The organism is Lentzea sp. NPDC092896 (genome assembly GCF_044754905.1).
GTDB lineage: Bacteria > Actinomycetota > Actinomycetes > Mycobacteriales > Pseudonocardiaceae > Lentzea.
Genome location: NZ_JBIVPX010000001.1, coordinates 2,540,608 through 2,565,580 on the forward strand (window position 1 = coordinate 2,540,608; position 24,973 = coordinate 2,565,580).

Sequence of the window (24,973 nt, forward strand, 5' to 3'; positions counted from 1 at the left end):
CGACGACGCTCGTCCGCCGAACGGCCCAGGTCTTCACCCGCCGGAGCGGACACGTGCCCAGGCACTCACACGCGGCGGGTGAAGATCCACCCGCCCGCGCCGGGGCACGGTGAGCCCGTCCAACGCTTCGGGAGACAACGGAGGCACGATGCAGGACACAGGCTGGCTCGGCTGGATCTGGTTCGCGGGCATCATGATGATCGTCATGGGGGCGTTCAACGCCATCGAGGGGCTCGTCGGGTTGTTCCGCGGCGAGTACTACGTCGCCAACGGCGAGCAGGTGATCGTCTTCGACCTCACCACCTGGGGCTGGATCACCCTGCTGCTGGGCGTTCTGGTGGCGCTCTCGGGCGCCGCACTGCTCTCCGGCTCCGCGTGGGCCAGAGTGGTCACGGTGATCCTCGCCGCGGTGAACGCGGTGGCACAACTCGCGTTCGTCTCGGTGCACCCGGTGTGGTCCACGATCGTCATCACCCTGTGCGTGGTGGTGATCTGGGCCGTGGTGGTGCACGGCAACGAGGCGGCGGCAACGCTCGAGTCGTCATCTCGTTGATGCCACGCGCATTGACGATTCTGCTCGGCGCCGCGTCGGCGGTGGTCGTGGTCGCCGGGCTGAAGGCGGTCGCGTGGCTGGTGGCGCCCACCGTGCTGGCGGGGCTGATCGTGATCGCGATCAGCCCCGCGCACCGGTGGCTGCGCGGCCGGGGCGCACCGTCGTGGCTCGCGACCACGGCCGTCGTGGTGCTGGTGTACGCGGTGCTGGGCGCGATCGCGGTGACGGTCGTCGTGTCCGGTGTGCGGCTCGCCGGGATGCTGCCGGAGTACGCGGCCCACCAGCTGGTGCAGCAGGCGGAGCACGTGCTCGCCGGCCTGGACCGGGGCAAGGTGCTCGCGTCGATCACCGGACTGCTCTCGGACCTGACCGGTCTCACCACGAGTCTGGTGTTCCTGCTGGCAGTGTTGCTCTTCCTCGGCGTCGAGGTGCACTGGACCGACAGCAGGCTGGCCGAGATCGCGGACCAGCGGCCGCAGTTGACGGTGGCGCTGCGGGAGTTCGCCCGCCGCACCCGGCGCTACCTGTTGGTGACGACGGTGTTCGGCGCGGTCGTGGCGGTGCTGGACACCGTGGCGCTGGCGTTGCTGGGCGTCCCGCTCGCGCTGCTGTGGGGCGTGTTGTCGTTCGTCACCAACTACGTTCCCACCGTCGGCTTCGTGCTCGGGGTGCTGCCGCCCGCAGCGCTCGCCCTGCTGCAGCACGGTCCGCGCCGCGCACTGGCGGTGCTGGCCGTGTACGGGGTGCTGAACTTCGTGGTGCAGTCACTGGTGCAGCCGCGCTACACCGGGGACGCCGCGGGACTGTCGACCACCACGACGTTCCTGTCGCTGGCGTTCTGGGCGTGGGTGCTCGGCCCTCTCGGCGCGTTGCTGGCGGTGCCGCTCACCGTGCTGGTGAAGGTGTTGCTGGTGGACGCGGACCCGCGCGCGGGCTGGGCCGCCGCCCTGCTCCGCGCGCGGGTTCGATCACGTCACCGACAGCACGTGGAAACCCCACGGGCGCAGTGACACGAAGAGTCCCTCGGCGGTGAGGTCGCGATCGAAGACCTCACCGCCGAGCACGTCGGTGAACCGCCAGGCCCGCGGCTCCCAGTCGAGCGGGATCCGGGCCTGCGCCGGTGAATCGGAGAAGTTGACCACCACGACGTGCCGGGACCCGCCGACCTCGATCCACTCCCACGCGAGCAGCGAGCGGTGCGACTGGTTGTCCGGCCAACCCTCGGTACCGAGCAGGAACCACTCGCCGGCTCGGAGGCGGTGTTCCCGCACGGTCGCCAGCAGATGCCGGTACCAAGCGGCGAGGTCGTGGTCGAGCGGCTCGTCCGGGCGGCGGTTCAGGAACACCGGCGGCCGGACCGTCCTGCCCTCGAACTGGCCCTCGTGCCACAGCGTGGCGCCGGGCAGGGTGGCGACGACGACCGCGGCGGCCCTGGCGGCGTCCGGCGGGAGCGTGGCCGCCAGCCTCGGTTCGTCCTGGTTCTCCAGGAACCGCACCAGTTTCTCCTGGTAGCCGATGTCGGCCCGCAGATGCGCGCGCACCCCTTCGACGTCCCGCGAGACGAGCCGGTCGTAGAGGCGCTTGTCGTAGCAGAAGGCGAAACCCTGCTGCTGCAACGTCCACTCCATGTCCCAGTACGCCTCGGCGATCAGCACGGTCTCGGCGTGCTGGTCGCGCAGCCCGTCGACGATCTCGGGCCAGAACTCCCGTTCGGGCGCCTCGCGGCCCCAGGTGCGCGCGAACACGTCGTTGGTCATGAGCATCGCCATGTCGCACCGGATGCCGTCGCAGCGGGCCGCGATGCCGGCCAGCGCCGTCGCCGCGGCGGTCCGCAGGGCGGGGGAGAAGGCGTCGAGCTGCACGACGTCCGGCCACGGCGGGAAGTACGGGTCCCGGCCGCGCGCGAAGACGTGCTCGCCGATCGCGAGCCAGTGCTCTGGGTTGTCCGCGTAGTCGTCCACGTCGCCGCGGACGAACAGCTCCGGGTGCTCCGTCACCCACGGGTGGTCCGGCGCCACGTGGTTCGGCACGTAGTCGAGCACCAGCCGCACCCCGCGTGACGCGAGCTCCGCCCGTGCCTTCGCAAGGGCCTCGTCGCCGCCGAACTCGTCGGCCACGACATAGCGCCGCACGCAGTAAGGCGACCCGCTCACGTCCTGCGGGCGCAGGTCCGGCAGCGCGGCTTGGAACGAGGCCCGCAGCCCGGACCGCGCGTTGGCGAGTGCCAGCCCGGTCGTGCTGCGCTCCCACACGCCCATCAGCCACACCGCGTCGACGCCGGACGGCGTCACGGCGTCCCAGGCGGAGGCGGGCACCTCGGCGAGCGTGACGGGCCGCTCGGCGTCGCGTGCCAGCTCGCCCAGCCACACCGCGGTGTTGATCTCGTAGACGACGGGCCGGTCCGGCCATCCGTTCATCGCACGTCCTCCCTCGCGGGCACGCGGGACAGCAACGCCACGAGCGCCGTCCAGCCGGTCTGGTGGCTCGCGCCGATGCCCGCTCCGTTGTCACCGTGGAAGTACTCGTAGAACAGCGGCAGGTCCCGCCAGTGCGGGTCGTCCCGGTAGCGCGTCTGTCCACCGTGGACCGGACGGCGGCCGTCCTGCCCGGGCAGGAACGTCGCGAGCAACCGGTCGCTGATCTCGCCCGCCACCTGCTCCAGGGTGAGGCGCCGCCCCGACCCGGTCGGGCACTCGACGGTGAAGCCGTCCCCGTAGTAGGAGTGCAGGTGCAGCAACGCGCGCACGACCATCGCGTTGATCGGGAACCACACCGGGCCGCGCCAGTTGGAGTTGCCGCCGAACATGGAACTGTCCGACTCCGCGGGCTGATAGCCGACGCGATGCTCGACGCCGTCCACGGTCAGCACGTACGGGTGCTCGGCGTGCCACCGCGAGAGCGACCGGATGCCGTACGGCCCCAGGAACTCGTTCTCGTCCAGCACCCTGGCGAGGATGCGGCGCAACCGGCTCTCGTCGAACAGCGCGAACAGCACCGGCCCGTCTGCGTCGGTCTGCGCGCCGTGGCCCCACAACGCGGCCCGCACCGCGGGATGCCGGTCGAGGAACCCGCGCATGCCGTCGACGAGTCCGGGATGGTCGTGCCGCAGTTCGGCGCCGACCACGGTGGCGGCGGCGAGCGGGATCAGTCCGACGGCCGACTGGACGCGCAGCGGCGTCGACGTGCCGTCCGGGTTCCTCAGCACGTCGTGGAAGAAGCCGTCCTCCTCGTCCCACAACCCGTTGCCGACGTGATTGGTCGCCGCCGCGATCCACGCGAGGTTCTCCAGCAACGTCGCGGCGTGCTCCAGGTACACCGGGTCCTCGCGCGCCAGTTCGAGCGCGATCTGCAGCAGGTTCTGGCAGAACAGCGCCATCCACGCGGTGCCGTCCGCCTGGTCGGTCCGCCCACCGGCGGGCAGCGGGGCGTTGCGGTCGAACACGCCGATGTTGTCCAGCCCCAGGAAACCGCCCTGGAACAGGTTGCGGCCGTCGGCGTCCTTGCGGTTGAGCCACCAGCCGAAGTTGCGCAGCAGCGGTGGGAACACGCGTTCCAGGAACGCCCGGTCGCCGGTTCCGGTGGTGTCGCGGTCGTGCTGGTAGACGAACCAGGCCGCCCACGCGTGCACCGGCGGGTTGACGTCCCCGAAGTTCCACTCGTAGGCGGGCAGTTGCCCGTCCGGGTGCAGGTAGCGGCGGCCGAGCAGCAGTTCCACCTGCTGTTTCGCGGCCGCCGGGTCCACCACCGCGAGCGGCACCGCGTGGAACGCGAGGTCCCACGCGGCGAACCACGGGTACTCCCACTTGTCCGGCAGGACGACCACGTCCCCGGCCACGAGATGTCGCCAGTCCTCATTGGACAGACCGGCCGGCGCGCCGATCGGGTCCGCGCCGCGTTCGGTGAGCCAGCGCTCGACGTCGAGCCCGTAGTACTGCCGCGACCACAGCAGCCCGGACAGCGCCTGCCGGCACACCAGCCGTTCGCCGCTCGCCGGATCGCCGCCGAGCACCTCGTCGTAGAAGTCGTCGGCCTCCTCGCGCCGGGCGGAGATCACCGCGTCGAACCCGCCGAACGGCTCGTCGGTGGCGGCGGTGGTGAAGCGGACGCGGACGGTCTCGCTGCCACCCGGCGGAATCGTCAGCACGTGGTGGGCGGCGGCCTTCGTGCCGACGCCGTCCGGGGCGAGCGCGGTGAGATCCCCGCGCAGCACCGCGCGTTCGATGCCGTCCTTGACGTACGGGGTGGTGTTGGGGATGCCGAAGACCCGCTCGTCGTCGGTCTCGTTGCCGGTGACCATCAGTTGGCCGTCGGCGTACCACCACCACACGCCGAGTTCGGGATGCGCGGCCCGCACCGTGCCCGTGCCCAGCGTGTGCAGCGAGGGCTCGGTGGTGCCCGCCCACGACCAGGTGTGCCGGAACCACAGCGCCGGCAACACGTGCAGCGTCGCCTCGTCCGGCCCGCGGTTGTGCGCGGTGACCCGCATCAGGACGTCCTCGGGTCCTGCCTTGGCGTACTCCACGACGACGTCGAAGTAGCGGTCGTCGTCGAAGACGCCGGTGTCGAGCAGCTCGTACTCCGGGTCGTCGCGGCCGCGTTTCCCGTTGGTGGCGACCAGGTCCTCGTAGGGGAAGGCCCGCTGCGGGTACTTGTAGAGCATCCGCTGGTACGACGAGGTGGGCGTGGCGTCGAGGTAGAAGTAGCACTCCTTGACGTCCTCGCCGTGGTTGCCCTCGCCGTTGGTCAGGCCGAACAGCCGTTCCTTGAGGATCGGGTCGGCCCCGTTCCACAACGCCAGCGCCAGGCACATCCGCTGCCGGTCGTCGCTGAAGCCCGCGAGCCCGTCCTCGCCCCAGCGGTAGGCGCGATAGCGCGCCTGGTCGTGGGTGAACGACGTCCAGGCGTCGTCCCCGTTCGACGCCTCCCGGACCGTGCCCCACTGCCGTTCCCCGAGATACGGTCCCCAGCGCCGCCACTCGTCCGGTTCCCGCAGCCTCTCCTTCTCCGCACCGGCCACGTCGTCCTGCCTTTCGCTCGGCACATCAGGTGATCGCCAGGCTGGTGGCGGGCGGCGAGCCGCGGGTCACCCGGCGCGGGTGGTTCGGCCGGGGACTGGCCCCTCGTGAGCGGGGACGCCCGGCGGCAGAATGGCTCGATGAAGACCGCGTTCGTATTCGCCGGCGGCGGAAGTCTGGGCGCGGTCGAGGTGGGCATGCTCGCGGCGCTCGTCGCCGAGGGCGTCCAGCCCGACCTGGTCGTCGGAACATCGGTTGGCGCGGTCAACGGTGTTTGGCACGCGGCCCACCCCGGCCCCGAGGGGGTCGGCACCCTCACGGATCTGTGGACGTCGTTGTCCCGGAAGGACGTCTTCCCGATCCGGCCGGTGCGTGGCCTCCTCGGTGTCTTCGGGCTGAGCGACCACCTCGTGCCCAGCGCGGCGTTGCGGCGCCTGCTGCGGACCCACCTCTCCGGCCTCACGCTCGGGACCACGCCGACGCCCGCGCACGTCGGCGCCACGGACGTGCTGTCCGGAGAGGAGGTGTTGCTCTCCGAGGGCGACGCGGTGGACGCGTTGATGGCGAGCACCGCGATTCCGGCGGTGTTCCCGCCGGTGTCGCTCGGCGGCCGGTACCTGATGGACGGTGGTGCGGTGAACAACAATCCCGTGTCGCACGCGGTGGCTCTGGGCGCGGAACGGGTGTGGGTGCTGCCGACCGGGTACGCGTGCGACCTCGAACAGCCGCCGCGCAGCGCCCTCGGGATGGCGCTGCACGCGTTGACGTTGCTGGTGAACCACCGGCTCGCGGTGGACGTCGAGCGCTACCGGGACGAGGTCGACCTCCGCGTGGTGCCGCCGTTGTGTCCGCTCAGCGTGTCTCCGGCCGACTTCAGCCGGTCCCGTGAGCTGATCGACGCCGCGCATCGGAGCACTCAGGAGTGGCTCGCGGCCGGTCGGCCGGAACACGGTCTCCTGCACCCGGTCAGTGGATGAGGCCGGCCTGCCGGTCCGCCGAGGTCACGATCACCAACGGGCACGGCGCGTGCGAGACGAGGGCCTGGCTCGTCGAGCCGAGCAACATGCCGTCGAACCCGCCACGACCGTGACTGCCCACCACCAGAAGCTGTGCCTCGGTGCCGTACCGCATGAGCGCTCGCACGGGGCGGTCCCGTGGCAGCGCGCGTTCCACCCGCACGTCGGGATACCGGGTCTGCCACCGCGCGAGCACCTCGCGCGCGTCGTCGTCGGCCTCGTCACGGGCCGCGGCGAACCGTGCGGTGCGGTAGGCGCTTTCCACCGTGAAGCCGGGCCGGCACAGGAGCACCGTGAGCCGGGCGGCGCGCAGCGAGGCGGCCGCGAAGGCGAACCCCAGCGCGGCCTCGCTCGCCGCGGAACCGTCGTGGCCCACCACGATCGGGCCGTCGGTCGCCGCCAGGCCGCGCACGATCACCAGCGGGCACCTGCCGTGCGAGGCCAGCGCCGCCGCCGTCGAGCCGACCAGCAGGCCCCGTACGTTGCCGAGGCCCTGCGCCCCGAGCACCAGCAGCCGAGCGTGCCGGGACTCCTCGATCAACAGGGTCGTCGCGCCACCGCCGAGCGGTTCGGTCGTGATCTCCACGTCCGGCCCCGCGGCACGGGCGGCGGTGGCGGCCTCGGACAGGCACGCCGCGGCCCGCTCCCCGGCCGCGCACCGCACGTCGCCGCCGGTCCCGTCGAACGCGAGATGTCCTTCCGCGGGCAGCGAGAACGCGTGCACCAGCCGCAGCGGTGCGTTGCGCCGGGCACATTCGTCGGCGGCCCACATGACCGCGGCGAGCGCGGACGACGAGCCGTCGACGCCGGCCACCACCGGTGCCGTCATCGGAGAGGTCCGAACGGGAGGAGTTCCTCGGCGCCGCCGCGCGCGACGACGCAGGTCGACTCGGGCACCTCGCGCCACGCGCCGTGCAGGTCGCCCAGCGGTTCCGACACGACGAGCCGAGTCTCGGGGGACAGGCCGTGCAGCGTCGGGTTGTCCGGGTACTGCTGCCGCAGCGTCGTGATGTCGGTGCTGTGGAACAGGCTGCGCGAGCGGCGTTCGCTGGAGTAGCGGAACGCCCAGGTGGTCTCACCGTCGGTCGTGGCGACCGTCATCTGGAGCGGGTGCGCCACACCGCGGTTCCTGCCGATCGCCTCGACGAACCCGGCGGTGCGGGCGACCGCGGTGGGCGGATCGTGCTCCAGGCCGAAGGTCAGTGCGAGGTAGAACAGGATCTCCGAGTCGGTCGATCCCTCGATCTCCGCGTAGAGCGAGGGATCGACCACCAGCGAGAGTTCCCGGCGCACCAACGGGAAAGCGGTGATGAGCCCGTTGTGCATCCACAGCCTGCGCCCGTGCCGGAACGGATGGCAGTTGGTCTGCTGGACCGCCGAGCCGGTGGACGCGCGGACGTGCGCGAAGACGACCTCCGCCGTGGTCTGCGCGGACAGCTCCCGCAGGTTGCGGTCGTTCCAGGCGGGTTCGGTGCTCAGGAACAGGCCTGGCGCCGGCGCGGTCGCGTACCAGCCGATCCCGAAGCCGTCACCGTTGGTGGTCTCCACGCCCAGTCGTGAGTGCCTGCTCTGGGTGACGAGCGAGTTCGCCGGGACGTAGAGGAGCTCCTCCAGCAGAACCGGGGAACCGGAATACGCGAGCCATCGGCACATGTGGTCTCCTCAGAAGGGTTTCGTTCCTGGGTGCTCAGAGTCCACTTCGGACCTCGATGCGCCCGGTCCGCGCCGCCTCGGCGACGAGCCGGTGGTCCTGCTCGTTGCGGTCCGCGTAGCGCTCGGCGAACTCGGCGAGCGCGTCGTCGAACGTGCTGCCGTCGTCGAGGTACGCGGCCATCGCGATCCGGTCACCGGTGCGCGCATGTGCTCTGGCCAACGTCCACCCGCACAACGCGCCGTACAGCCGCAGGCCCGCCGCGTCCATGGTCTCGATCGAGGCCGAGCCCTTCCAGTCGCGCAACTGGCGGACGTGGAAGTCCCTGGTGAGCCCGTCGATGCCCTCGGCGGTCTCCCAGCCGAGGAAGATGTCGCCGGCGGCCTGCATCAGCCGTTGCCCGGCCACGACCCGTTCGCCCTCACTGCGGTGCCTCGTGCGCACGCCCTCGGGAAGGTGGTCCGCGAGAACCGACCGCGAGGCCTCCTTCACCTGCAGCAGCAACGGATCGTTCTCGTCCCGCCCGTACAGCAGCACGATCCAGCACCGGGTCCCGACGCTGCCGACCCCGACGACCTTGCGGGCCATGTCGACGAACCGGAACCCGTTCATCAGATGGCGCCGATCGGCGGACAGCGTGGTGGCGTAGCCGGCGAGCAGGTCCTGGATCAGGAACTCCAGGTCCGCGCGGTCCGCGTCGGGCATCAGGTGGCCGACCGGCACGAGCAGCGGCGGATCCGCCGTGATGCGACGGCATCCGTCGACGACGGACGTCAGTTTGCGGTAGGCCTGCAGGCTGTCCCGCGCACGGGCTTTCGCCTGCTCGCGCGCGAACCGGCGCTGCTTCGCCTTGTCCGCGCGTGACTTGAGCAGGAGCTCGACCTCGTCGGCACCGGCATGGGCGTACCAGACCTCGAGATCACCCTGTTCCGCGAAGCGGATCATCGCCGACCGGTACCTGCCGACGGCGGTGCGCACGGCGGCCGCCCGTGCCTTGCGCCCCAGCCGGTTCTCCCGGCCGGCGACGGCGATGCTGGCCGCGAGCCGTTTGACGTCCCACTCCCACGGACCGGGCAGCGTCTCGTCGAAGTCGTTGAGGTCGAACACCAGTCGCCGCTCCGGGGAGGCGAAGACCCCGAAGTTGCCCACGTGCGCGTCCCCGCTGAGCTGGCAGGTCAGCCCGGAGAACGGCGTCGCCGCGAGGTCGCCGGCCATCACCGCGGCCGCGCCGCGGAAGAACGCGAACGGCGAGGCCAGCATCCGCCCGTACCGGATCGGCACGAGCTCCGGCAGCCGCGTGCCGTCCTGCCCGGTGAGCACCTCCACCGGGCCGGGACGGTCACGGCCGGCGGGCAGGTCCGCGTGTCCGGCGAGCGGAACCTCCTTGCGGGCAGCCAGACCCGCGGCGATCCTCGCGGACACCGAACCGGTCATCGCGCACCTCCCCGCAGACGGGACCGGTGGGGCTCCGGTCCACCTGCGACGCAACACCTCCGCGGCCGCCGGCACACCACCCGCCGCGGGGGAGCACCACCGCGGCACCTCATCCGCGCCGCGTGAAGCGCTCGGGACGCGGCCGCCGGAGTCTGCGTGAGTGGACTCCAACGCCTTGCGCAGAGTGCTCGTGCCCCTCGCCCTCGCCCAGTTCATCTGCAGCTTCGCCGGCTCCAACATGAACGTGATGATCAACGACATCAGCCGTGACCTGGACACCACCGTCCAGGGCGTCCAGCTCGCGATCACGATCTTCCTGCTGGTCATGGCGGCGCTGATGATCCCCGGCGGCAAGCTGACCGACCGCTACGGCCGCAAGCGATGTCTCACCGCCGGTCTCGCCGTCTACGGCCTCGGCGCCGTGCTGAGCGCGTTCGCGCCCGGCCTGCCCGTGCTCATCGCCGGCAACTCGATCCTGGAGGGTGTCGGCACCGCGCTGCTGATCCCACCCGTCTACATCCTGGCGACGATGCTGTTCACCGGTGTCACCTCGCGGGCCCGTGCGTTCGGCGTGATCAACGGCATGGCGGGCATCGGCGCGGCCACCGGGCCGTTGATCGGCGGGCTCATCACGACGGTGCTCAGCTGGCGGGTGGCCTTCCTGTTCCAGGCGCTGGTCGTCGTGGTGATCTTCGTGCTGAGCCGGCGGTACGTCCGGGATCCGCGGCCACCGGACCCGAGCCGCCCGTTCGACCTCCGCGGCGCGGCGCTGTCGTCGATCGGGCTCGTCCTGATCGTGTCGGGCGTGCTGGCGGCCGACAACAACCTCTGGCTGATGCTGGGGCTGCTCGCCGCCGGAGCACTCACGCTCGTGTGGTTCTTCCACTCCGTGCGCGCCAAGGAACGCGCCGGTGTGGAACCGTTGCTGTCGACCGAGTTGTTCCGCAGCCGCACCTCGAACCTCGGCCTGATCACGCAGAACGTGCAGTGGCTCGTGCTGATGGGCATCTCGTTCGTGGTCTCGGCCTACCTCCAGGTGGTGCGCGGCTACAACGCGATCGAGACCGGCCTGATCCTCACGGCCGCCACGGCGGGGGTGCTGCTCGCGTCCCTGTCGGCCGAGCGACTCGCGCGCCGGCACGCCCAGCGCAGCCTCGTGCTGACCGGCTTCGCCGTCACGATCGGTGGCATCGCGCTCTTCCTCGCCCTGCTCGCCCTGTCGCCGCAGGCGTGGACGTTCCTGCCCGGCCTCTTCCTGATCGGGCTCGGCATCGGCGCGATGCTGACGCCGTCGGTGAACGTCGTGCAGTCGAGCTTCCCGGACGCGTTGCAGGGCGAGATCTCGGGCCTGTCCCGCAGCGTGTCCAACCTCGGGTCCTCCCTCGGAGCGGCGATCGCGGGCACGATCCTCGTCGCCGGCATCACCAGGACTCCCGAACTCTCCTACGCGCTGGCGTTGGTCGTCCTGGCGCTGATCGCACTCGGTGGGATGGCGGCGGCCGCGTTCCTGCCGCGGGCCGCGCGGTGATCGGGATGACCGACGAGCTGTCCCGGTTGCGGGCACAGGTGTACGCGCTGCAGGCACGGCTGGACCGGCGGGAGCGGCGCGCGGCCGCGGTGCGGATGCTCCGCCGGATCGGCGCCGCCGTGCTGATCGCGGTGACGGCGTTCTCGCTCGTGATGAGCGTCGTCGGCATCTGGAGCGCGCGCACCGCGCTCAACACCGACCGGTGGGTCGCCACGGTCGCGCCGCTGCCGAAAGACCCGGAGGTCGCCGCGGCGGTGGCGGACTTCGCGACCGTCAAGCTCTTCGAGGCGGTCGACGTCGAGCGGCGGCTGCGGGCGGTGCTGCCCGAGCAGGCCGCGTTCGTCGCCGGGCCGCTGGCGAGCCAGCTGCACGCCCCGGTACGCGCGACGGCGACCGAAGTCCTGGGCAGCGACCAGTTCCAGCGCGTCTGGACCGAACTGAACCGCCGCGCCCACCAGCGCGTGCTCGCCGTGGTCGAGGGCGACAGCGACGTCGTGGCCGTCCACCAGGACCGGGTCGAGATCGACCTGCTGCCGTTGATCAACGAGGTGCTCCGGACGCTCAGCGCGCAGCTGCCCACCCTGTTCGGCAGGCAACTCTCGCTGCCCGACCTGAGCAGTGGTGAGATCCCGGCCGATCTGCGGATCCGGGTGCAGGACTCGCTCGGCGTGACGCTGCCGGAGAACTTCGCGCAGTTCACCGTCTACGACTCCGGGCAGCTGTGGGCCGCCCAGCAGGCGGTGACGACGGCCGAGCGAAGCCTGCTCCTGTTGCTGCTCAGCACACTCGTGCTGCTCGTGCTCGCCCTGCTCGTCTCGCCCGATCGCCGGCGCACGGCGTTGCAACTCGGCCTGTGGCTGGTGGTCGCGGCCGTGGCGGTCACGGCGGCGCTGCGCGCGGTGCGCGAGCAGATCCTCCAGAACGTGCCGGAGGGGCTCTACCGCGATGGCGCCGCGGACGTGCTGACAGCGGTCTTCAGCCAGCTGCGCACGCGGGGCTGGCAGACGCTCTGGACGGGCGTCCTGCTCGCCCTGCTGATGTACGTGATCGGACCGGGCAAAGGACCGGTGTGGTTGCGCCACAGGACAGTCGAGGCCTGGGGTGCGATCCGCCGAGGCGGGCAGGCGTTCGCCGCACACGGTCCAGGTTGGACCGCGCGACACCTCGACGCGGCGCGCGTGGGTGGAGTCGCCGTGGCCGTCCTGCTCGCGCTGCTGCTCTCGTCGTGGACGGCCCTGTTGTCGATCGTGGTGGTGCTGGCGGCCTACGAGCTGTTCGTGACCTTGTTCGCCGTGCGTTCCACCCGCACCGGATGACGTAACCGATCGAGCAGAGGAGAACTCATATGGCCATCGGGCCGATCCAGCTGATCGTGCTGGGCTTCACCCACCCGGACTTCCGCGGTGAGGTGATCGCCGAACTGGAGGAACTCAGCAAGACCGACACCGTCCGCGTGATCGACGCTCTGGCCGTCCACAAGGATCCGAAGGGCGCTATCGCGGTGGAGCACCTGAGCACTCTCCCGCCCGCCGAAGCGGTCGAGCTGGGCAGCAAGATCAGCACGCTGCTCGGTCTCGGCGCCGCTGTGGGAGCCGAGGCGGTGCGGGAGAAGGGAGGCGTCCACCCGTTCAGCGACGCGGACGCGTGGGACGTGCTCGCCGAGATTCCCAACGACAGCGCGGCGGCGTTGTTGCTCATCGAGCACCACTGGGCGGTGCCGCTGCGCGACGCCGTCGCCCGTGCCAAGGGATTCCGCGTGTCCGACGGCTTCATCAGCCCCCTCGACCTGGTCGCGATCGGGTTGGTGAACGCGGAGGAGGCCGAGGAACTGCACGACCTGGAAACAGCAGGATCGACGCGATGAGGAGGCAGACATGTTCGGTTCACGCCGGGTGGCCCGCCGCACCGCACGACGCACGGTGCGACGAAGCGCAGGAGTTCCGGGGATGTTCAGGGCACGCCGGGTGATCCGGCGCCGCTAGGACGGGGCAGTGCGGCGCTGGGCGATCGCCCGGTGGTGCTCGCGGGCGCCACCGGGCGATCGCTCAGGACAGGGCCAGCCCGCGCAGCCGCGCCCAGTCCAGCTCCGGCCGCGGTCGCGGCACCCCGGGCCGGTGGCGCGGCACCCGCACGCGCAGCGCCCCCGGCCTGACCACGCACCGCACGGGAGTCGTCATCGTGACCGCCTCTCCGTCCACGCCGACCGGCAGCAACGGGGTGTCGGCCGTGATGACGACCTCCGTCGCGGTCCGCAGGAACACGGCGTCCGACCGCCGCCGGCCGCGCAGCAGACCGGCGGCCTGCGCCGCGTCGCGCACCGTCACCGCGAGCACGCCCAGCACACCGCCGTTCAGCCGCGGCCTGCGCCCCAGCCCCGCCAGATCGCCTGATCCGTAGGGGTTGTTGCTGACCAGCACCGCCTGCGCCCCGTCCAGCCGGTCCTCGCCCGCCCGCACCCGCAGCGCCGCCGACCGCGGCCCGATCAGCAGGCCGGGCAACAGGTTCAGCGTCGTCCGCCGTTTGCCGTCGCGGTAGGCGGGGCTCTGCACCACCTCGGCGTACGCGCCGAACGAGGCGTTGTTGACGAAGGTGCGGTCCCCGGCCACGCAGAGGTCGACCCGCACCTCGACGCCGTCGGTGAGCGCGTCGAGACAGCGGCGGGGATCGGCGCGGTCGAGCCCGAGGTCGAGCGCGAAGTGGTTGCGCGTGCCCGCCGAGATGACCATGAACGGCACCCCGCGGTCCGCCGCGACGCCGGCCACGATCGCCTGCGTGCCATCACCTCCGGCCACCCCGAGCAGGTCGGCGCCGTCGTCCAGTGCCTGCCGGGCGAGCGCGGCGACGTCCTGCGAGCCGTCGAGCACGCAGACCTCCGCGCCCAGCACCGAGGCCAGATCGGCCAGTCCGAACCGCCCGACCTTGCCGTCACCGGACCTCGGGTTCATGATCAGGTACGGTCGCCGGGGCCGGGGCACCTCGAACTCGGCCGGGCCGCCCGCCCCGCCGTTCGCGGTGAGCGCCCGCCGCCCGCAGGCCACCGCGGCCAACCACAGCAGGGCGCACACCACGACCACCCACGCCAAGCGGGCCTGGACGTACAGGACGACCACGGTCAGCGGCACGAGCACCACGAGCACCCCGGCCAGCCACCGCACGAGACCGCGATGGGCGAGGAACCACCAGGCACCCGCCAGGGCCAGCGCCGTCCCCGTCGCACCGACCAGCACCAGCCCGACGCCGGCGCGCACCCCGGCCGCCACCAGCACGACCACGACGGCCGTTCCCGCGGCCAGGAACGCGAGCCGGGCGAACCGGCGTTGTTCCGGCGTTGTCACATCGGTCACGGCAACCTCCACAGTGGAATTTCCCTCCAGCGTGGCCGCGCACACCGCGGGCGGCCTCACCCCCGGCGGATGAACGGGCCCGGCGGGCTCACCCACGACGGCGGAAGCGCCCCGGTCAGGTCCTCACGACGATCGGTGCGGTGAAACCGTTGTGCGTCAACAGAGTCCTCTGCTGGGCGGCCGCGGCGCTGCTGGCCCTCACCGCCTGTGCGGCTCCCCGCCCCGTCGCCCAGGTCACCTCGACCACGGCCAGTCCCGTGCCTGTGGCCACGAAATCCACCTCACGGCACTTCCGCGCACAGGTCCTCGCACGCGTCCCCACCGACCGGGCCGACGCGCGAGGCCTGGAACTGGTCGGCGACCTGCTGGTGGAGAACACGGGCCCGGTGATCCGCGCGGTCGCACCCGCCACCGGTGAGGTCCAGGCCCAGCGGACCGTGCCGCCGGGCAGCGGAACCGCGCTGACACCGGCCGGCCTGTGGCACACCGGCGCCGTCGCCGCCGTGTTGCTGGATCCGAGCTCGCTGGCGGAACGACGCCGGGCCACGATGACCGACGAGGCGTGGGGACTGTGCTACGACGGAACGAACCTCGTGCAGTCCGACGGCACCACCACACTGCTGCTGCGAGACCGCGACACCGCCGAGCTGATCCGCGAACTCCGCGTCGACGCCCGCGAGTGGGCGGCCGCGCGCCTCGGCGAACTCCACTGCACGAGCGTCGACGGCCGCCCGCAGGTGTGGGCCGCCGTCGACGGCACGGACTGGATGATCCGCGTGGACCTCGCCTCGGGTACCGTCACCGCGGACGCCGACCTCACCGCCGTCACCGTCGCCGAAGTGCCGACGGGCCGCAACCAGGTGATCGGCGGCATCGCGGCGGTGCCGGGCGCGGCGGGGGAGTTGTGGCTCACCGGCAGGCACTACCACCACCGCTACCGGATCGGGCTGACGCCCCGGCCCTGACCCCCGGTATCAGCGAGCGAGGCGGATCTACGCCTCCTCCACCACTTCCTCCTCGACGGGCAGATCGTCACGCCGCCACTTGAGCTTCACCTCGAACTGCCCCTGCACCCCGGTCCTCGCGATCACCGCACCCGCCTCCGCGTCGAGCTTCACCCCGAACTTCAGCTCGACCTCGTCCGGCGCGCGGCTCATCGTGCGGAACTGGTCGAGCGCGGTCGCGGCCGCGTCGCGCACGTCGGTGAGCGCCTTCTCGAACGTCGCGCGGGCGTCGCGCAGCACGCGGCCCGACCGGCTCGCCCGGGAGACGCCCGGCTCCTCGTCGACCTCGACGACGACCGAGCCGCCGCCCTCCAGTTCGAAGCGTGCGAACTCTGTCATGTACCACTCCTCATCGGCAGGGGAACTCCAGCCGCTCTTCTTCCGGTACGCCGGTGCGCACGATCTCCAGTTTCTGCAGCAGTGCGTCGAGCTTGGCCGGGTCGTCGAGGTGTTCGAGGACCGCGCGGTAGAACGCGGTGCGCATCTTCGGGGGCATGAGGTCGGAGGCGTCGAAGCACAGCGACTCGTCCGAGGTCAGGGTGGCGGCGACCTTCCTGCTGACGGCGTCGCCGTACACCGACGGTCCGACGCCGCGGTTCGCCGAGTAGGCGCCGCCGTTGCGCGGCCAGATCTGCTGGGCCGGTGCGGACGCGAGGTAGTTGATCAGTTTGCGGGCGGCAGGGGTGTCGTTGAACATCGCCGCCAGGTCGGCGGAGACCACCCACGAGCGCGGCTTGCCCTCGAAGGCCGGGAACGGGAAGAAGTCGAAGTCCTGCTCGGCCTTCGGGGCGGTGTCGTAGCCCTCGTAGACGCCGGTGATGAAGGAGGCCTGGTGGTCGAGCAGGCAGCTCGGTTGCGGGCCGAACATGGACCGGCCCGCGTCGCCGAAGTCGGTCAGCAGAGCCGACTTCGGGCCTCCGCGCACGGTGTCGCCCCCGGCGAGCCGGGTCCAGGTCGTGAAGGCCTGCCGGACCTCGGGGGAGGTCCACGGCCACCTGCTCGCCGCCCACTGCCGGTAGACGTCGGGACCGGCCTGGTGCAGCAGGACGTCCTCGATCCAGTCGGTGCCGGGCCAGCCGGAGTCCGGGGTGGCGCCCATGCCCATGCACCACGGGGTGCGGCCGCCGTCGGCGAGGGTGCGGGTCAGCGCCAGCAACTCCTCACCGGTCCCGGGTTTCGGGCCGGGCAACGCCTTGGTGTTGAACCAGATCGCGCTCTTCAGGTCCGCCTTGACCGCGACGCCGTAGCGCTTCTGCCGCACCTTCTCCAGGTTCAGCCACTGGTCGCTGTACTCGTCACGGCCGGAGGCGACGATCGAGTCCAACGGGATGAGGTGATCGTTGCGCGCGTAGTTCGCGAGCTCGCCGGGGCTCGGCAGCACGGCTATGTCCGGGGGAGTGCCCTGCTGCACCTCGGACTGCAGCACCTGGCTGAGCGCACGGGTTCCGACGTACTTGACGTCGATGTTCTCCGCGGCCTCGAACGGCGCCACCACCTCGAGGAACCTGGCCTCCTCCTGGCCGGTCCACGACGCCATGATCTGGACCGTGCCCTCCGACCCCGCGCTGGAGCACGCGGACACACCGCTCAACAGCAGCAACAGAACCAGCAGTCGGGTCATCGTCGCTCGTACCTGTATTCCTGGATGCGTGGTTGAAGACCGAGAAGCACGGACAGCAGGATCAGCCCGGCACCGATCGGGATGAGCGCCTCCAGGTCCGCGTAGTCGTCCGTCTCCGCCACCGAGTTGTTGACGTTCTTGGCCGCGTCGGTCAGGTCCTTGTCCGTCACCGCGTCCGGTGTGCCACTGCTGCGAAGGTCGGCCATGAACCGGACGACGGTGTCCCCACATCCGCCGTCAGCGGGCGCGCACAGCTTGGTGACCAGGTCCTTCAGGTCCTCCTGCGCGGCCGCGCGGGTGGCGGACGTCCTGGTGTCCCAGGTGCTCGTCACCTGCCGCAGCTCGCCCGCCGCGGCCTCCACCCGCTGTTGCGCGACCACTCCGAGCACCGTGATCACGCCGCAGCCGGCGAGCACGACAGTGGCGAACACCAGCGGCAGGTTCCACGCCCGGCGGAACCGTCGTCGAAGAAAGCGTTGTGCCACCAGGAGAGCGACGAGCAGCGCGACGATCGGCAGAGCCACCAGCGCGCCGCGCCAGAAGGTCGTCGAGCTCTCGTCGAGCTGTGCGCCGAGCGCGTCCTGCTGGGCCTTCGCCAGCTCCTCGAACTGGGCCAGGACGCCGGTCTTGGGTTCGTGCAACAGGCGTGACGCGTACCAGAGATCGACAGCGGCCAGCGTGGTGGTGCCGCCGCCCTGCCGGTAGTGCGCGTCGGCCTGCTCGATCCACCCGGTGTACGCGACGACCAGCCCGGCCACCACGCGCAGCTGCTTGCTGCCCGCGTCTCCCAGGGTGTTGTCCTCGGCGACCTGCGCGATGCTCTGGCTCGCCACCGCGATCCTGTTCTGGTAGCGATCACCCGGTCCGACGAGCTGCGCCTCACCCGAGCTGAAGCTGTTGATGGCCAACGAGTCCGCCTCGGCGAGTGCGGACCGCGCGGCGGCGGCCTCCAGCAGTGCGGGCGCGGTGCGGTCGCGCACGGTGTCGATCGTGTCGTTCACGTCGTCGAAGGCGTACCACGACGACATGAGGACCAGCAGCGTCAGGCCCAGCAGGACGGCGCGGAGCCGGAGCAGGCTGCGACGGGTCGTGGAGCGGGTGGCCGTCATGTGGTGGCCACGACGGTCTTGCCGCACGCTTCGCAGAAGATCGCGTCCGCGCGGGAGACGTGCCCGCAGTGTGCGCACGTGACGTTCGGACCGGCCTGCGGCGGCGCGACCGGGTGATCGCTCGTCTCGTCGGGGCCGCGGGTGCCGTGGCTCCTGCTCACCTCGCTCAGCTTGAGGTCGAGCTGCTCCAGGTCCGTCCTGATCCGCACCTCCCCGTTCGCCGGATCGCCGACGACGTCGACCAGCCGGTGCAGGCGGGCGAGCACCTTCTCGTTGTTCTGCGCCGAGGCGAACGCCACCGCCCTTCCCCACTGCAGCGCGGCCTGCTCGAGCTGTCCCGCGTCGTACGCCTCGCAGCCCGCCATCACCGCCCTGCCCAGCTCGGCCTGGTTCATGGCGTGGGCCACCTGCGAGTCCATCACGCTGGAGAGCACGGTGTTCTCGGTCCACTGCGCCACGATCGGCTTCTCGGTACCGGGCACCGGGTCGCGTTCCGTCCCGGCGCGCACCGGCACGAGGCCGACCTCGGCGATCTGGTACTCGCTGAGCTCCAGGCCGTCGAGTTCCACGTCCACGCAGACGTGGAACTCCCGGCTCTCCTCGCCCCAGGACCCGGTGGGGTACACCGCAGTCAGCGCGCCGGCGGGGGAGTCGAGCCCGGTCAGGTCCACCTGGGTGGGGAACGTCTGCCGGAGGAAGCGCACGCGGGCGAACGGCGGCGTGTCGATCCGGATCAGCAGTTCCGGCACGACCTTGCGCATCGCGGCCCGCATGATCACGGTGAAGTCCTCGATCAGATCGGTCTCCTCCCGGACCGCGTCCGCCGTGCCGTTGAGCGCGGACACGATCCGCAGCAGCTCCTCCGGTTCCCACCCGTCGCCCACGCCGCGCGCGTCGCAGACGAACTTCCCCTTGCACTCGGCCAGGACCGCGTCGAGCTCGGCGGGGGACTCGTGCTCGTTCCTGCCGTCGGTGAGCAACAGGACGTGGCGCACCGCCGTCGGGTGGCCGGCCAGCAGCTGTTCGGCCAGCCGCAGCCACGAGCCCATGGCGGTGCCCCCGCTGGCGGTGAGGTGCTTCACGGCTCGTTTGGCCGCGGCCCTCGTCTCGGTGGTGGCGGCGACGAGTTCCTCGTCGCGCGGATAGACCACCCGAGCCGAATGCGTGCCCTCCACCACCGCGAAGAAGGCACCTTCGCGCAACGCGTCGATCGCCGCGGCGGTCGCCCTCTGCGCGGCGAGCAGCTTCGTCTGCGGGCTGTGCATCGACCCGGAGCAGTCGATGGCGATCACCTCGGCGGCCTCGGGAGCCTCGCCGCCGGTCAGGCCGTCCAGACCCTGCCCCGTTACGGTCAGCACGGCGTGCATCTCGGTCTCACCGGCGAACAGGTAGGCGTTCTGGCTCACCGACAGGGTGAAGGCCGGTTGCGCTCGCTCTGTCACAACAACGTCCTCGGGCGAATCGTGTTGGCGAGGTCGATGAGGATGCCGTGCTCGTCCTCGTCGTGCGCCTGGCCGGCCAGTCCGCGGTACGACTCCTCCAGCAGCAAGTGCAGTCCTTCCTCACTCGGCACGGCACCGAAGACCGCGCCGCCGTCGAGATGGGCGCCCGCCTCGCCGACGCGTTTGAACGCGGCCTCGCGCAGGATCGTGACCAGCCGGTTGCGCGCGTCGCCGTCCTCCTCACCGCCGTCGAGGTAGAGCGACGGAAACCGTTCTGCCGCCTCGCGCAGGTCCGCCGCCGTGGGCGCACCCGACCGCAACAGTCCACAAAGGATGATCACGGCCGCGACGGCGGCGTCGTCGTAGTGCCGCGACACCTTCGGCACCTCGTCCAGCACGGCGACCGCACCCGCGCGGTCGCCCTCGGCGAGCCTGATCCTGGTCAGCCCGAACGCGGCACTGCCCTGGGACCGGTCGACCCGCCACACCGCCTCGTAGAGCCGCTGCGCCCGGTCGTGCTTCCCGTCGTGCTCGGCGCAGAAACCCAGCGCCAGCTTCGGCGCCTGTTCACCGGGCAGCGCGTCGTACACGGCCGAGAACTCCGACCCGGCCTGCTCGACCTCGCCCCGTGCGAGCGCGAGCAACCCGCGGTGCCACGCGGCCCGCCAGTCGCCGGCCTGCCGCCGTGCCGAACGCAGGCTCTCCGCGGCCAGGTCGAGCCTGCCGAGTTCGAGCTGAGCGCGGCAGCGGGCGAACCAGATCTCGGCCGTGCTCAGCTCCGCGGTCTCCAGTTTGTTCAGCAGCCGCAAGGGATCCGGCGCGCCGGTGGCGTCCAGGTAGCCGGCGGCCTCGTCGCCGGGGTCGACCCGCGGCACGGGCAGCCCGATCGCGACCGCCGCCGGGCTGGGCCGCCCGTCGGGCAGCGGTACTCCGGTACCGCTGTACTGGTCGGGCCGGGTCCACCGGTGCAACGGGGGCACGGCGCCGAGTCCGGCGTCGAGCAGCACGGCCGTGGGCGCGAAGACGGCCGACGGCTCGGGTCGTGAGACGCCGTCCCGCAGCGACGCGATCTCCCGCCGCACGCCCTTGAGTTGTTCGGCCATCTGCGCGGCCGAGTCGAACCGATGATCGGCGTCCGCGTGCCTCGCCCGCGCGACCAGCCGCTGGAACGACTCGAGCCCGATCGCGAACCGGTCGTCCGTGCTGCCCGTCTGCTGGTCCAGCCAGTCGGCGGTGCCGCGGTACAGCCGTTCCAGGGTGACACCGACGGTGTGGATGTCCGACTGGACGGTCAAACCGCGTGCGTTGATCTCGGTGCCGTCCACCTCGTAGGGCTTCGTGCCGATCCGGTCGCTCTCGCGGTCGCCGGTCTTGCGCACGGCGCCGAGGTCGATGACCTTGACGCGGTCCTCCTCGCCGCGGCGCCCCGGCCGGACGATCACGTTGTCCGGCTTCATGTCGCAGTACAGGTATCCGCGGCGGTGCAGGTACTCCATCGCCTCCAGCACCTGCAGCACGCAGAAGACGACGTGTTCCACCCGCAACGGCTCCGCCCCGAGCATGCGCTGCCGGGTGGCCTCGCGCAGCGTCAGGCCGTCGACGTACTCCATGACGATGTACTCGCGCCGCTTGCCGGTGCTGTCCGGGTACGACACGAAGTTGAGGATCCGCACGATGTTCTTGTGGTCCATCATCGTCAGCGCGCGGCGCTCGGCCGTCGCCAGCGCGGCGTAGCGGAGGTCGATCAGTCCTTTGAGGACGACCAGGTTGTCGTCGAGCCGCGTGTCCCTGGCCAGGTAGACCCACCCCAGACCGCCGCGCGCGAAACAGCCGATCACCTCGTACTGATCGGCCACGAGGTCACCCTCGTGCAGGTTCGGCAGGAACGAGTAGGGGTGGCCGCAACGAGGACAGAACCCCTCGCTGATGGCGGGCTGTCCCGCGTAGCTGCGGCCGACCTCCGCCCCGCAGTCCGGGGTCGCGCACTTGCGGCTCTCCTCCGGGATGTCCGGGTCGCGCAGGATCCGGCTGGACGGGTCGGGGAACTCGAAGACCGGCAACGAGAGCGGATCACCGCTCGTGCGGCTCGGGCCCGACGCGGCCGCACCCGGCCCAGGCATCTCCGCCTCGGACAGCGGACGCCGGAAGCACGTGCCGCAGAAGCCCGTTCCCCGCACCGTTCCGGTGCAGCCCGGCCGGTTGCACGCCGTCACCGCCGCTCCCTCCCCGCGTTGCCGAGCGCGTGCCGGATCGCGTTCCCGTACGCCTGGACCGCCTCTTCGGCGGCGGGCAGGTCGTCGAGCCGGCGCGCCAGCAACTCGTGCGCCCGGCGGTACAGCGCGGCGAGCCCGGTGTCCTCGACAAGTCCGCCGTCATCGGCCTTCGCCTGGTAGGCGTTGAGCAGTCCGACGGCCACGCGCCGCCGCTCGAGCAGCTCATCGAGCGTCCCGATCGCCTTGTCGGCCCGCCGCACGGCCCGCGCCAGCGCGTCCTCCGTCTCGTCGAGCAGCGGCCGGACCGCGTGCGGACGCGTGACGGCAAGCCTCATCCTGCTCAGCCGCATCCGCAGACCGGCGGCGCGATCCCTGACCGGCTGGTGGTGCCGCGCGAGCAGTTCCTCCTGTTCCGCGAGATCCTTGATCTGGCCGGCGAGCCGGTCCAGGCGGCCGGTGATCGAGCCGAGCTCCCACGACCGCGCCACGGCCAGGCTCGGAGACGACTCGCTGCGGAAACCGAGCACCACCCGGGATCCCTGCTCGACGATCGGTTGCAGCACCTCCCGCAGCAACGCCTCCGGTTGCTCGGCGTCGTCCACCCCGTCCACCACCACGGTCATCGGCGGTGTCCCTGCGCGCACCTGTTCACCAGGTGTGCTGCTCTCGTCGGACCCCAGCCCGGCGCGATCGATGATGCGCAGCGACAACTGGTCCACCGTCCGGCTGGACGCGTCCATCGCGAGGTCGACGCTGCCGACACCGGGCACGGTGCCTTCCGGCGCGCCGGCGACCACCGGCCGTGACTCCACAGTGGACAGACCGGCCGCGCGTCGCAACACCTCGCAGTCGCGGCCCACCAGCACCATCACCGTGTCGTGGGTGCGATGCCGGTCGAGCCAGCTCGCCAGCGTTCGCGCCAGGTCGACCTGCTCGACCTCGGCAGCGGCCTTCGCCGCGAACCCGTCGTCGAGCGGCGGCCCCCCGGTCGTCCACCGCGCCACGCCGGGCAGGTGGTGCAGGATCGTCTCCACCGGGATCATCCAGGAGAGGTGGGCGACGTCGTTGGCGTACTCGCCGACGACGATGCCGATCACCGCCCGTGACCCGTCCGCGTCGTCGACCACACCCGCGCCGCTGAACCCGCCGGTCACCGGGTACTCGGTCGCGGACTCGCGGTTCATCTGCACCCACTCGCCACCGGGTCCGCCCCGCCCCGCGAGCTTCGCGAGCACCGACACCCCGTCGTGCACACGCCCCGGAAAACCGACCGTGCGCACGACCAGATTCCTGCGGAGCGCGGTCCGGCGCAGCATCGCCCCCGCTCCCGGCAGAGGCCCGGTCAGGTCGAGCAGCGCGACGTCACCCCGGCGGTCCTCCAGCGGAGGCACCCAGCGGCTGAGGTCCACGTCGGCGCGCACGACGGGCCCCCGCATCCGGTCGACGAAAACGTGGTCCGCACCCTCAGGCACCACATGCGCGCACGTCAGCACGTGCGTCTCCCCGAGCAGAACGCCCGCGCCCAGGACTCCGCCATCGGCGTCGAGCAGACGTACCCGCCACGGCTCGTCGTCGGGCATGTGATCGACCACGGGTCGGAACATACGTCCGGGCTTCGGCGAACCTGGGCGTGTTGACGGCCTATCGCTCGTTTGGCCCAAGGCGATTTCCACTTTCGTGGAGCACGGCGGGTGATCAGGGCCTGCTTCGACTCTCGCGGGCTGGTCACCGAGTACGGGCTGAGCGTCGACAACCTGTTCTTCGCGTTCGACTCGATCCCGGAGATCTTCGGCCTCACCTGATCGCCCTCCGCGGCACGAAACCGTCCGAGCGCCCGGCGATCATCTGTGCTCTCCACGACGGCGGCCCGAGGTTCACGCCGGCCGGACGCGCCTCTGTCAGCGCGGCTGGAACAGCTCGACGAGGTTCCCCGCCGGGTCGACGAGCAGGATCTGACGGCCGCCCGGCCCGCTGACGACGGTGTTGCGGAACCGCACCCCGGCCTCGCGCAGGCGGGCGACCTCGGCGTCGAGGTCGTCGACGACGAGGTGGATGCGGTTCCAGCCGCCGGCGACCGGAGTCTCTCCGTCCGGCATGGGGCGTCCCGCCGAGCTGGCCGGGCCGGACAGCAGCAGCCGCAACGGTCCGCGCACGACGTCGGCGAACGCGGGCGCCGCGGACGAGCGCAGCGCGAACCCCAGGTGGGTGGTGTAGAAGTCGACGCAGGCCTGCACGTCGTCGACCAGGTAGCGGACGTTGGCGAGGGTCTCACTCATGGTTCCGGTACCTCTCTTTCGTGGTCGTGCGCCATGGTTTGCAGCAGGTGGCCGATCCGGACCGTGAGCTCCGCGGCGGTGCGCTCGAACGCCGGCAAGGTGCCCTCGGCGGACGGGTCGGGCATGCTCCAGTGCGCGAGCTCGGCCCCGCCGGGGAACTCCGGACACACCTCGCGCACCCGGTCGCACAGACTGATCACGTAGTCGAAGCGCTGCCCGGTGAACTCGCTCAGGTGTTTGCTGCGGCAGCCGGACAGGTCGACGCCGTGGTCGTGCATCACGGCGACCGCGTTCGGGTGCACGGGTTTGGGACGGCTGCCCGCGCTGAACACCTCGATCCGCCCCGCGCGAGCCGCCAGCAGCGCCTCGGCCATCTGCGACCTGGCGCTGTTTCCGGTGCACAGGAACAACACGCGGCCAGTGGTGTCCACCGTGGTCGTCTGCGCAGGACCGAGCCGCAGGCCGGGGTGCAGGGCGCTCGCGGTCTCGGTGAGCAACGCGGTGCACCGCGCGAGGTCGAGGCTGTAGTAGGTGTCGCGGCCGTCGGCCGAACTTCGCCGTGCGGTCACCATCTCGCCGGTGCGGAGTTTGCGCAGGTGGTAGGAGACCAGGCTCTGCGGCTGACCCACGGCTGCGACCAGCTCGCCCACCCGTCGATCGCTCCGGGCGAGCTCGCGCAGCAGGCCCCATCGCAACGCCTCGCCCGCCAGCCCGAGAAGCGGGGGCGGACTCGACACCGGCCGGTCGGTGGGCATGCCCGGAAATTA

At 71.5% G+C, this 24,973-nt stretch carries 21 protein-coding genes; 7 read left to right on the forward strand and 14 right to left on the reverse strand.

Annotated elements, in window-relative coordinates; translation table 11 throughout:
* The first annotated feature begins 148 nt into the window (after nucleotides 1-148).
* Both ACIQF0_RS11275 and ACIQF0_RS11280 read left to right on the forward strand, forming a co-directional pair.
* Entirely contained in the window at nucleotides 149-553 is a 405-nt protein-coding gene (locus ACIQF0_RS11275; RefSeq protein ID WP_360042654.1) for a hypothetical protein, read from the forward strand.
* Entirely contained in the window at nucleotides 553-1,563 is a 1,011-nt protein-coding gene (locus tag ACIQF0_RS11280; RefSeq protein ID WP_401027476.1) for an AI-2E family transporter, read from the forward strand. The genes ACIQF0_RS11275 and ACIQF0_RS11280 overlap by 1 nt, the downstream gene beginning before the upstream one ends.
* Here ACIQF0_RS11280 and ACIQF0_RS11285 read toward each other — a convergent pair.
* Together ACIQF0_RS11285 and ACIQF0_RS11290 are read right to left on the reverse strand one after the other, a co-directional pair.
* On the reverse strand, nucleotides 1,522-2,970 hold the full coding sequence (locus tag ACIQF0_RS11285) for an alpha-amylase family glycosyl hydrolase (protein WP_401027479.1): 1,449 nt from the start codon (nucleotides 2,968-2,970) through the stop codon (nucleotides 1,522-1,524). The genes ACIQF0_RS11280 and ACIQF0_RS11285 overlap by 42 nt on opposite strands.
* Entirely contained in the window at nucleotides 2,967-5,570 is a 2,604-nt protein-coding gene (locus ACIQF0_RS11290) for an MGH1-like glycoside hydrolase domain-containing protein (RefSeq protein ID WP_401027482.1), read from the reverse strand. Before ACIQF0_RS11290 ends, ACIQF0_RS11285 begins: the two co-directional genes overlap by 4 nt.
* 138 nt (nucleotides 5,571-5,708) lie before the next feature.
* Between ACIQF0_RS11290 and ACIQF0_RS11295 the strand changes: the two genes are divergently transcribed.
* Nucleotides 5,709-6,545, forward strand: a complete 837-nt coding sequence (locus tag ACIQF0_RS11295; protein ID WP_401027485.1) for a patatin-like phospholipase family protein — start codon at nucleotides 5,709-5,711, stop codon at nucleotides 6,543-6,545.
* On the opposite strand, the gene ACIQF0_RS11300 is transcribed toward ACIQF0_RS11295, so the two are convergent.
* From ACIQF0_RS11300 to ACIQF0_RS11310, 3 genes are read right to left on the reverse strand one after another with little or no spacing between them, the layout of a single operon-like run.
* Nucleotides 6,535-7,413 carry a universal stress protein gene (locus ACIQF0_RS11300; RefSeq protein ID WP_401027488.1) on the reverse strand — a complete coding sequence of 293 codons (879 nt, stop codon included), beginning with the start codon at nucleotides 7,411-7,413 and terminating at the stop codon, nucleotides 6,535-6,537. The genes ACIQF0_RS11295 and ACIQF0_RS11300 overlap by 11 nt on opposite strands.
* Nucleotides 7,410-8,237, reverse strand: a complete 828-nt coding sequence (locus ACIQF0_RS11305) for a class II glutamine amidotransferase (RefSeq protein ID WP_401027491.1) — start codon at nucleotides 8,235-8,237, stop codon at nucleotides 7,410-7,412. The genes ACIQF0_RS11300 and ACIQF0_RS11305 overlap by 4 nt, the downstream gene beginning before the upstream one ends.
* Nucleotides 8,238-8,271: 34 nt before the next feature.
* The gene (locus ACIQF0_RS11310) at nucleotides 8,272-9,669 is read right to left on the reverse strand and encodes a DUF2252 domain-containing protein (protein ID WP_401027494.1); all 1,398 of its coding nucleotides are present in this window, start codon (nucleotides 9,667-9,669) and stop codon (nucleotides 8,272-8,274) included.
* Nucleotides 9,670-9,829: 160 nt separating this feature from the next.
* Here ACIQF0_RS11310 and ACIQF0_RS11315 point away from each other — a divergent pair, with 160 nt between their 5' ends.
* Genes ACIQF0_RS11315 through ACIQF0_RS11325 form a run of 3 tightly spaced genes read left to right on the forward strand, consistent with a single transcriptional unit; the run spans nucleotide 9,830 to nucleotide 13,061 of the window.
* Nucleotides 9,830-11,197 carry an MFS transporter gene (locus ACIQF0_RS11315; RefSeq protein WP_401027497.1) on the forward strand — a complete coding sequence of 456 codons (1,368 nt, stop codon included), beginning with the start codon at nucleotides 9,830-9,832 and terminating at the stop codon, nucleotides 11,195-11,197.
* Between the two features lie 5 nt (nucleotides 11,198-11,202).
* Nucleotides 11,203-12,513 carry a hypothetical protein gene (locus ACIQF0_RS11320; RefSeq protein ID WP_401027499.1) on the forward strand — a complete coding sequence of 437 codons (1,311 nt, stop codon included), beginning with the start codon at nucleotides 11,203-11,205 and terminating at the stop codon, nucleotides 12,511-12,513.
* Nucleotides 12,514-12,542: 29 nt separating this feature from the next.
* On the forward strand, nucleotides 12,543-13,061 hold the full coding sequence (locus tag ACIQF0_RS11325; protein ID WP_401027502.1) for a hypothetical protein: 519 nt from the start codon (nucleotides 12,543-12,545) through the stop codon (nucleotides 13,059-13,061).
* Nucleotides 13,062-13,242: 181 nt separating this feature from the next.
* On the opposite strand, the gene ACIQF0_RS11330 is transcribed toward ACIQF0_RS11325, so the two are convergent.
* The gene (locus ACIQF0_RS11330; RefSeq protein WP_401027505.1) at nucleotides 13,243-14,541 is read right to left on the reverse strand and encodes a diacylglycerol/lipid kinase family protein; all 1,299 of its coding nucleotides are present in this window, start codon (nucleotides 14,539-14,541) and stop codon (nucleotides 13,243-13,245) included.
* Between the two features lie 140 nt (nucleotides 14,542-14,681).
* On the opposite strand from ACIQF0_RS11330, the gene ACIQF0_RS11335 reads away from it, so the two are divergent.
* Nucleotides 14,682-15,506 carry a glutaminyl-peptide cyclotransferase gene (locus ACIQF0_RS11335; RefSeq protein ID WP_401027508.1) on the forward strand — a complete coding sequence of 275 codons (825 nt, stop codon included), beginning with the start codon at nucleotides 14,682-14,684 and terminating at the stop codon, nucleotides 15,504-15,506.
* 27 nt (nucleotides 15,507-15,533) lie between these two features.
* On the opposite strand, the gene ACIQF0_RS11340 is transcribed toward ACIQF0_RS11335, so the two are convergent.
* The 8 genes from ACIQF0_RS11340 to ACIQF0_RS11375 form a co-directional block, all read right to left on the reverse strand.
* On the reverse strand, nucleotides 15,534-15,884 hold the full coding sequence (locus ACIQF0_RS11340; RefSeq protein WP_360042615.1) for a CU044_2847 family protein: 351 nt from the start codon (nucleotides 15,882-15,884) through the stop codon (nucleotides 15,534-15,536).
* A gap of 10 nt (nucleotides 15,885-15,894) precedes the next feature.
* A complete protein-coding gene (locus ACIQF0_RS11345) occupies nucleotides 15,895-17,166 on the reverse strand; it encodes an ABC transporter substrate-binding protein (RefSeq protein ID WP_401027512.1) in 1,272 nt (423 codons plus the stop codon).
* Nucleotides 17,163-18,275 (reverse strand): hypothetical protein, encoded by a 1,113-nt coding sequence (locus ACIQF0_RS11350; RefSeq protein WP_401027514.1) that lies wholly within the window; start codon nucleotides 18,273-18,275, stop codon nucleotides 17,163-17,165. The genes ACIQF0_RS11345 and ACIQF0_RS11350 overlap by 4 nt, the downstream gene beginning before the upstream one ends.
* Nucleotides 18,272-19,717 carry a VWA domain-containing protein gene (locus ACIQF0_RS11355; RefSeq protein ID WP_401027516.1) on the reverse strand — a complete coding sequence of 482 codons (1,446 nt, stop codon included), beginning with the start codon at nucleotides 19,715-19,717 and terminating at the stop codon, nucleotides 18,272-18,274. Before ACIQF0_RS11355 ends, ACIQF0_RS11350 begins: the two co-directional genes overlap by 4 nt.
* Nucleotides 19,714-21,930 carry a tetratricopeptide repeat protein gene (locus ACIQF0_RS11360; protein ID WP_401027519.1) on the reverse strand — a complete coding sequence of 739 codons (2,217 nt, stop codon included), beginning with the start codon at nucleotides 21,928-21,930 and terminating at the stop codon, nucleotides 19,714-19,716. Before ACIQF0_RS11360 ends, ACIQF0_RS11355 begins: the two co-directional genes overlap by 4 nt.
* Nucleotides 21,927-23,522, reverse strand: coding sequence for a trypsin-like peptidase domain-containing protein (locus ACIQF0_RS11365; protein ID WP_401027522.1), 1,596 nt, complete (start codon nucleotides 23,520-23,522; stop codon nucleotides 21,927-21,929). The genes ACIQF0_RS11360 and ACIQF0_RS11365 overlap by 4 nt, the downstream gene beginning before the upstream one ends.
* Before the next feature lie 306 nt (nucleotides 23,523-23,828).
* The gene (locus tag ACIQF0_RS11370) at nucleotides 23,829-24,206 is read right to left on the reverse strand and encodes a VOC family protein (RefSeq protein WP_401027525.1); all 378 of its coding nucleotides are present in this window, start codon (nucleotides 24,204-24,206) and stop codon (nucleotides 23,829-23,831) included.
* Nucleotides 24,203-24,961, reverse strand: a complete 759-nt coding sequence (locus ACIQF0_RS11375) for an ArsR family transcriptional regulator (protein ID WP_401027527.1) — start codon at nucleotides 24,959-24,961, stop codon at nucleotides 24,203-24,205. Before ACIQF0_RS11375 ends, ACIQF0_RS11370 begins: the two co-directional genes overlap by 4 nt.
* Nucleotides 24,962-24,973: the final 12 nt, after the last annotated feature.

Bases quoted from the DNA above. Each gene is read 5' to 3' on its own strand.
- ACIQF0_RS11340 (WP_360042615.1), bottom strand. From the start codon at position 15,884: ATGACAGAGTTCGCACGCTTCGAACTGGAGGGCGGCGGCTCGGTCGTC.
- ACIQF0_RS11305 (WP_401027491.1), bottom strand. From the start codon at position 8,237: ATGTGCCGATGGCTCGCGTATTCCGGTTCCCCGGTTCTGCTGGAGGAG.
- ACIQF0_RS11280 (WP_401027476.1), top strand. From the start codon at position 553: ATGCCACGCGCATTGACGATTCTGCTCGGCGCCGCGTCGGCGGTGGTC.
- ACIQF0_RS11285 (WP_401027479.1), bottom strand. From the start codon at position 2,970: ATGAACGGATGGCCGGACCGGCCCGTCGTCTACGAGATCAACACCGCG.
- ACIQF0_RS11300 (WP_401027488.1), bottom strand. From the start codon at position 7,413: ATGACGGCACCGGTGGTGGCCGGCGTCGACGGCTCGTCGTCCGCGCTC.
- ACIQF0_RS11320 (WP_401027499.1), top strand. From the start codon at position 11,203: ATGACCGACGAGCTGTCCCGGTTGCGGGCACAGGTGTACGCGCTGCAG.
- ACIQF0_RS11295 (WP_401027485.1), top strand. From the start codon at position 5,709: ATGAAGACCGCGTTCGTATTCGCCGGCGGCGGAAGTCTGGGCGCGGTC.
- ACIQF0_RS11345 (WP_401027512.1), bottom strand. From the start codon at position 17,166: ATGACCCGACTGCTGGTTCTGTTGCTGCTGTTGAGCGGTGTGTCCGCG.
- ACIQF0_RS11275 (WP_360042654.1), top strand. From the start codon at position 149: ATGCAGGACACAGGCTGGCTCGGCTGGATCTGGTTCGCGGGCATCATG.
- ACIQF0_RS11370 (WP_401027525.1), bottom strand. From the start codon at position 24,206: ATGAGTGAGACCCTCGCCAACGTCCGCTACCTGGTCGACGACGTGCAG.
- ACIQF0_RS11375 (WP_401027527.1), bottom strand. From the start codon at position 24,961: ATGCCCACCGACCGGCCGGTGTCGAGTCCGCCCCCGCTTCTCGGGCTG.
- ACIQF0_RS11310 (WP_401027494.1), bottom strand. From the start codon at position 9,669: ATGACCGGTTCGGTGTCCGCGAGGATCGCCGCGGGTCTGGCTGCCCGC.
- ACIQF0_RS11350 (WP_401027514.1), bottom strand. From the start codon at position 18,275: ATGACGGCCACCCGCTCCACGACCCGTCGCAGCCTGCTCCGGCTCCGC.
- ACIQF0_RS11325 (WP_401027502.1), top strand. From the start codon at position 12,543: ATGGCCATCGGGCCGATCCAGCTGATCGTGCTGGGCTTCACCCACCCG.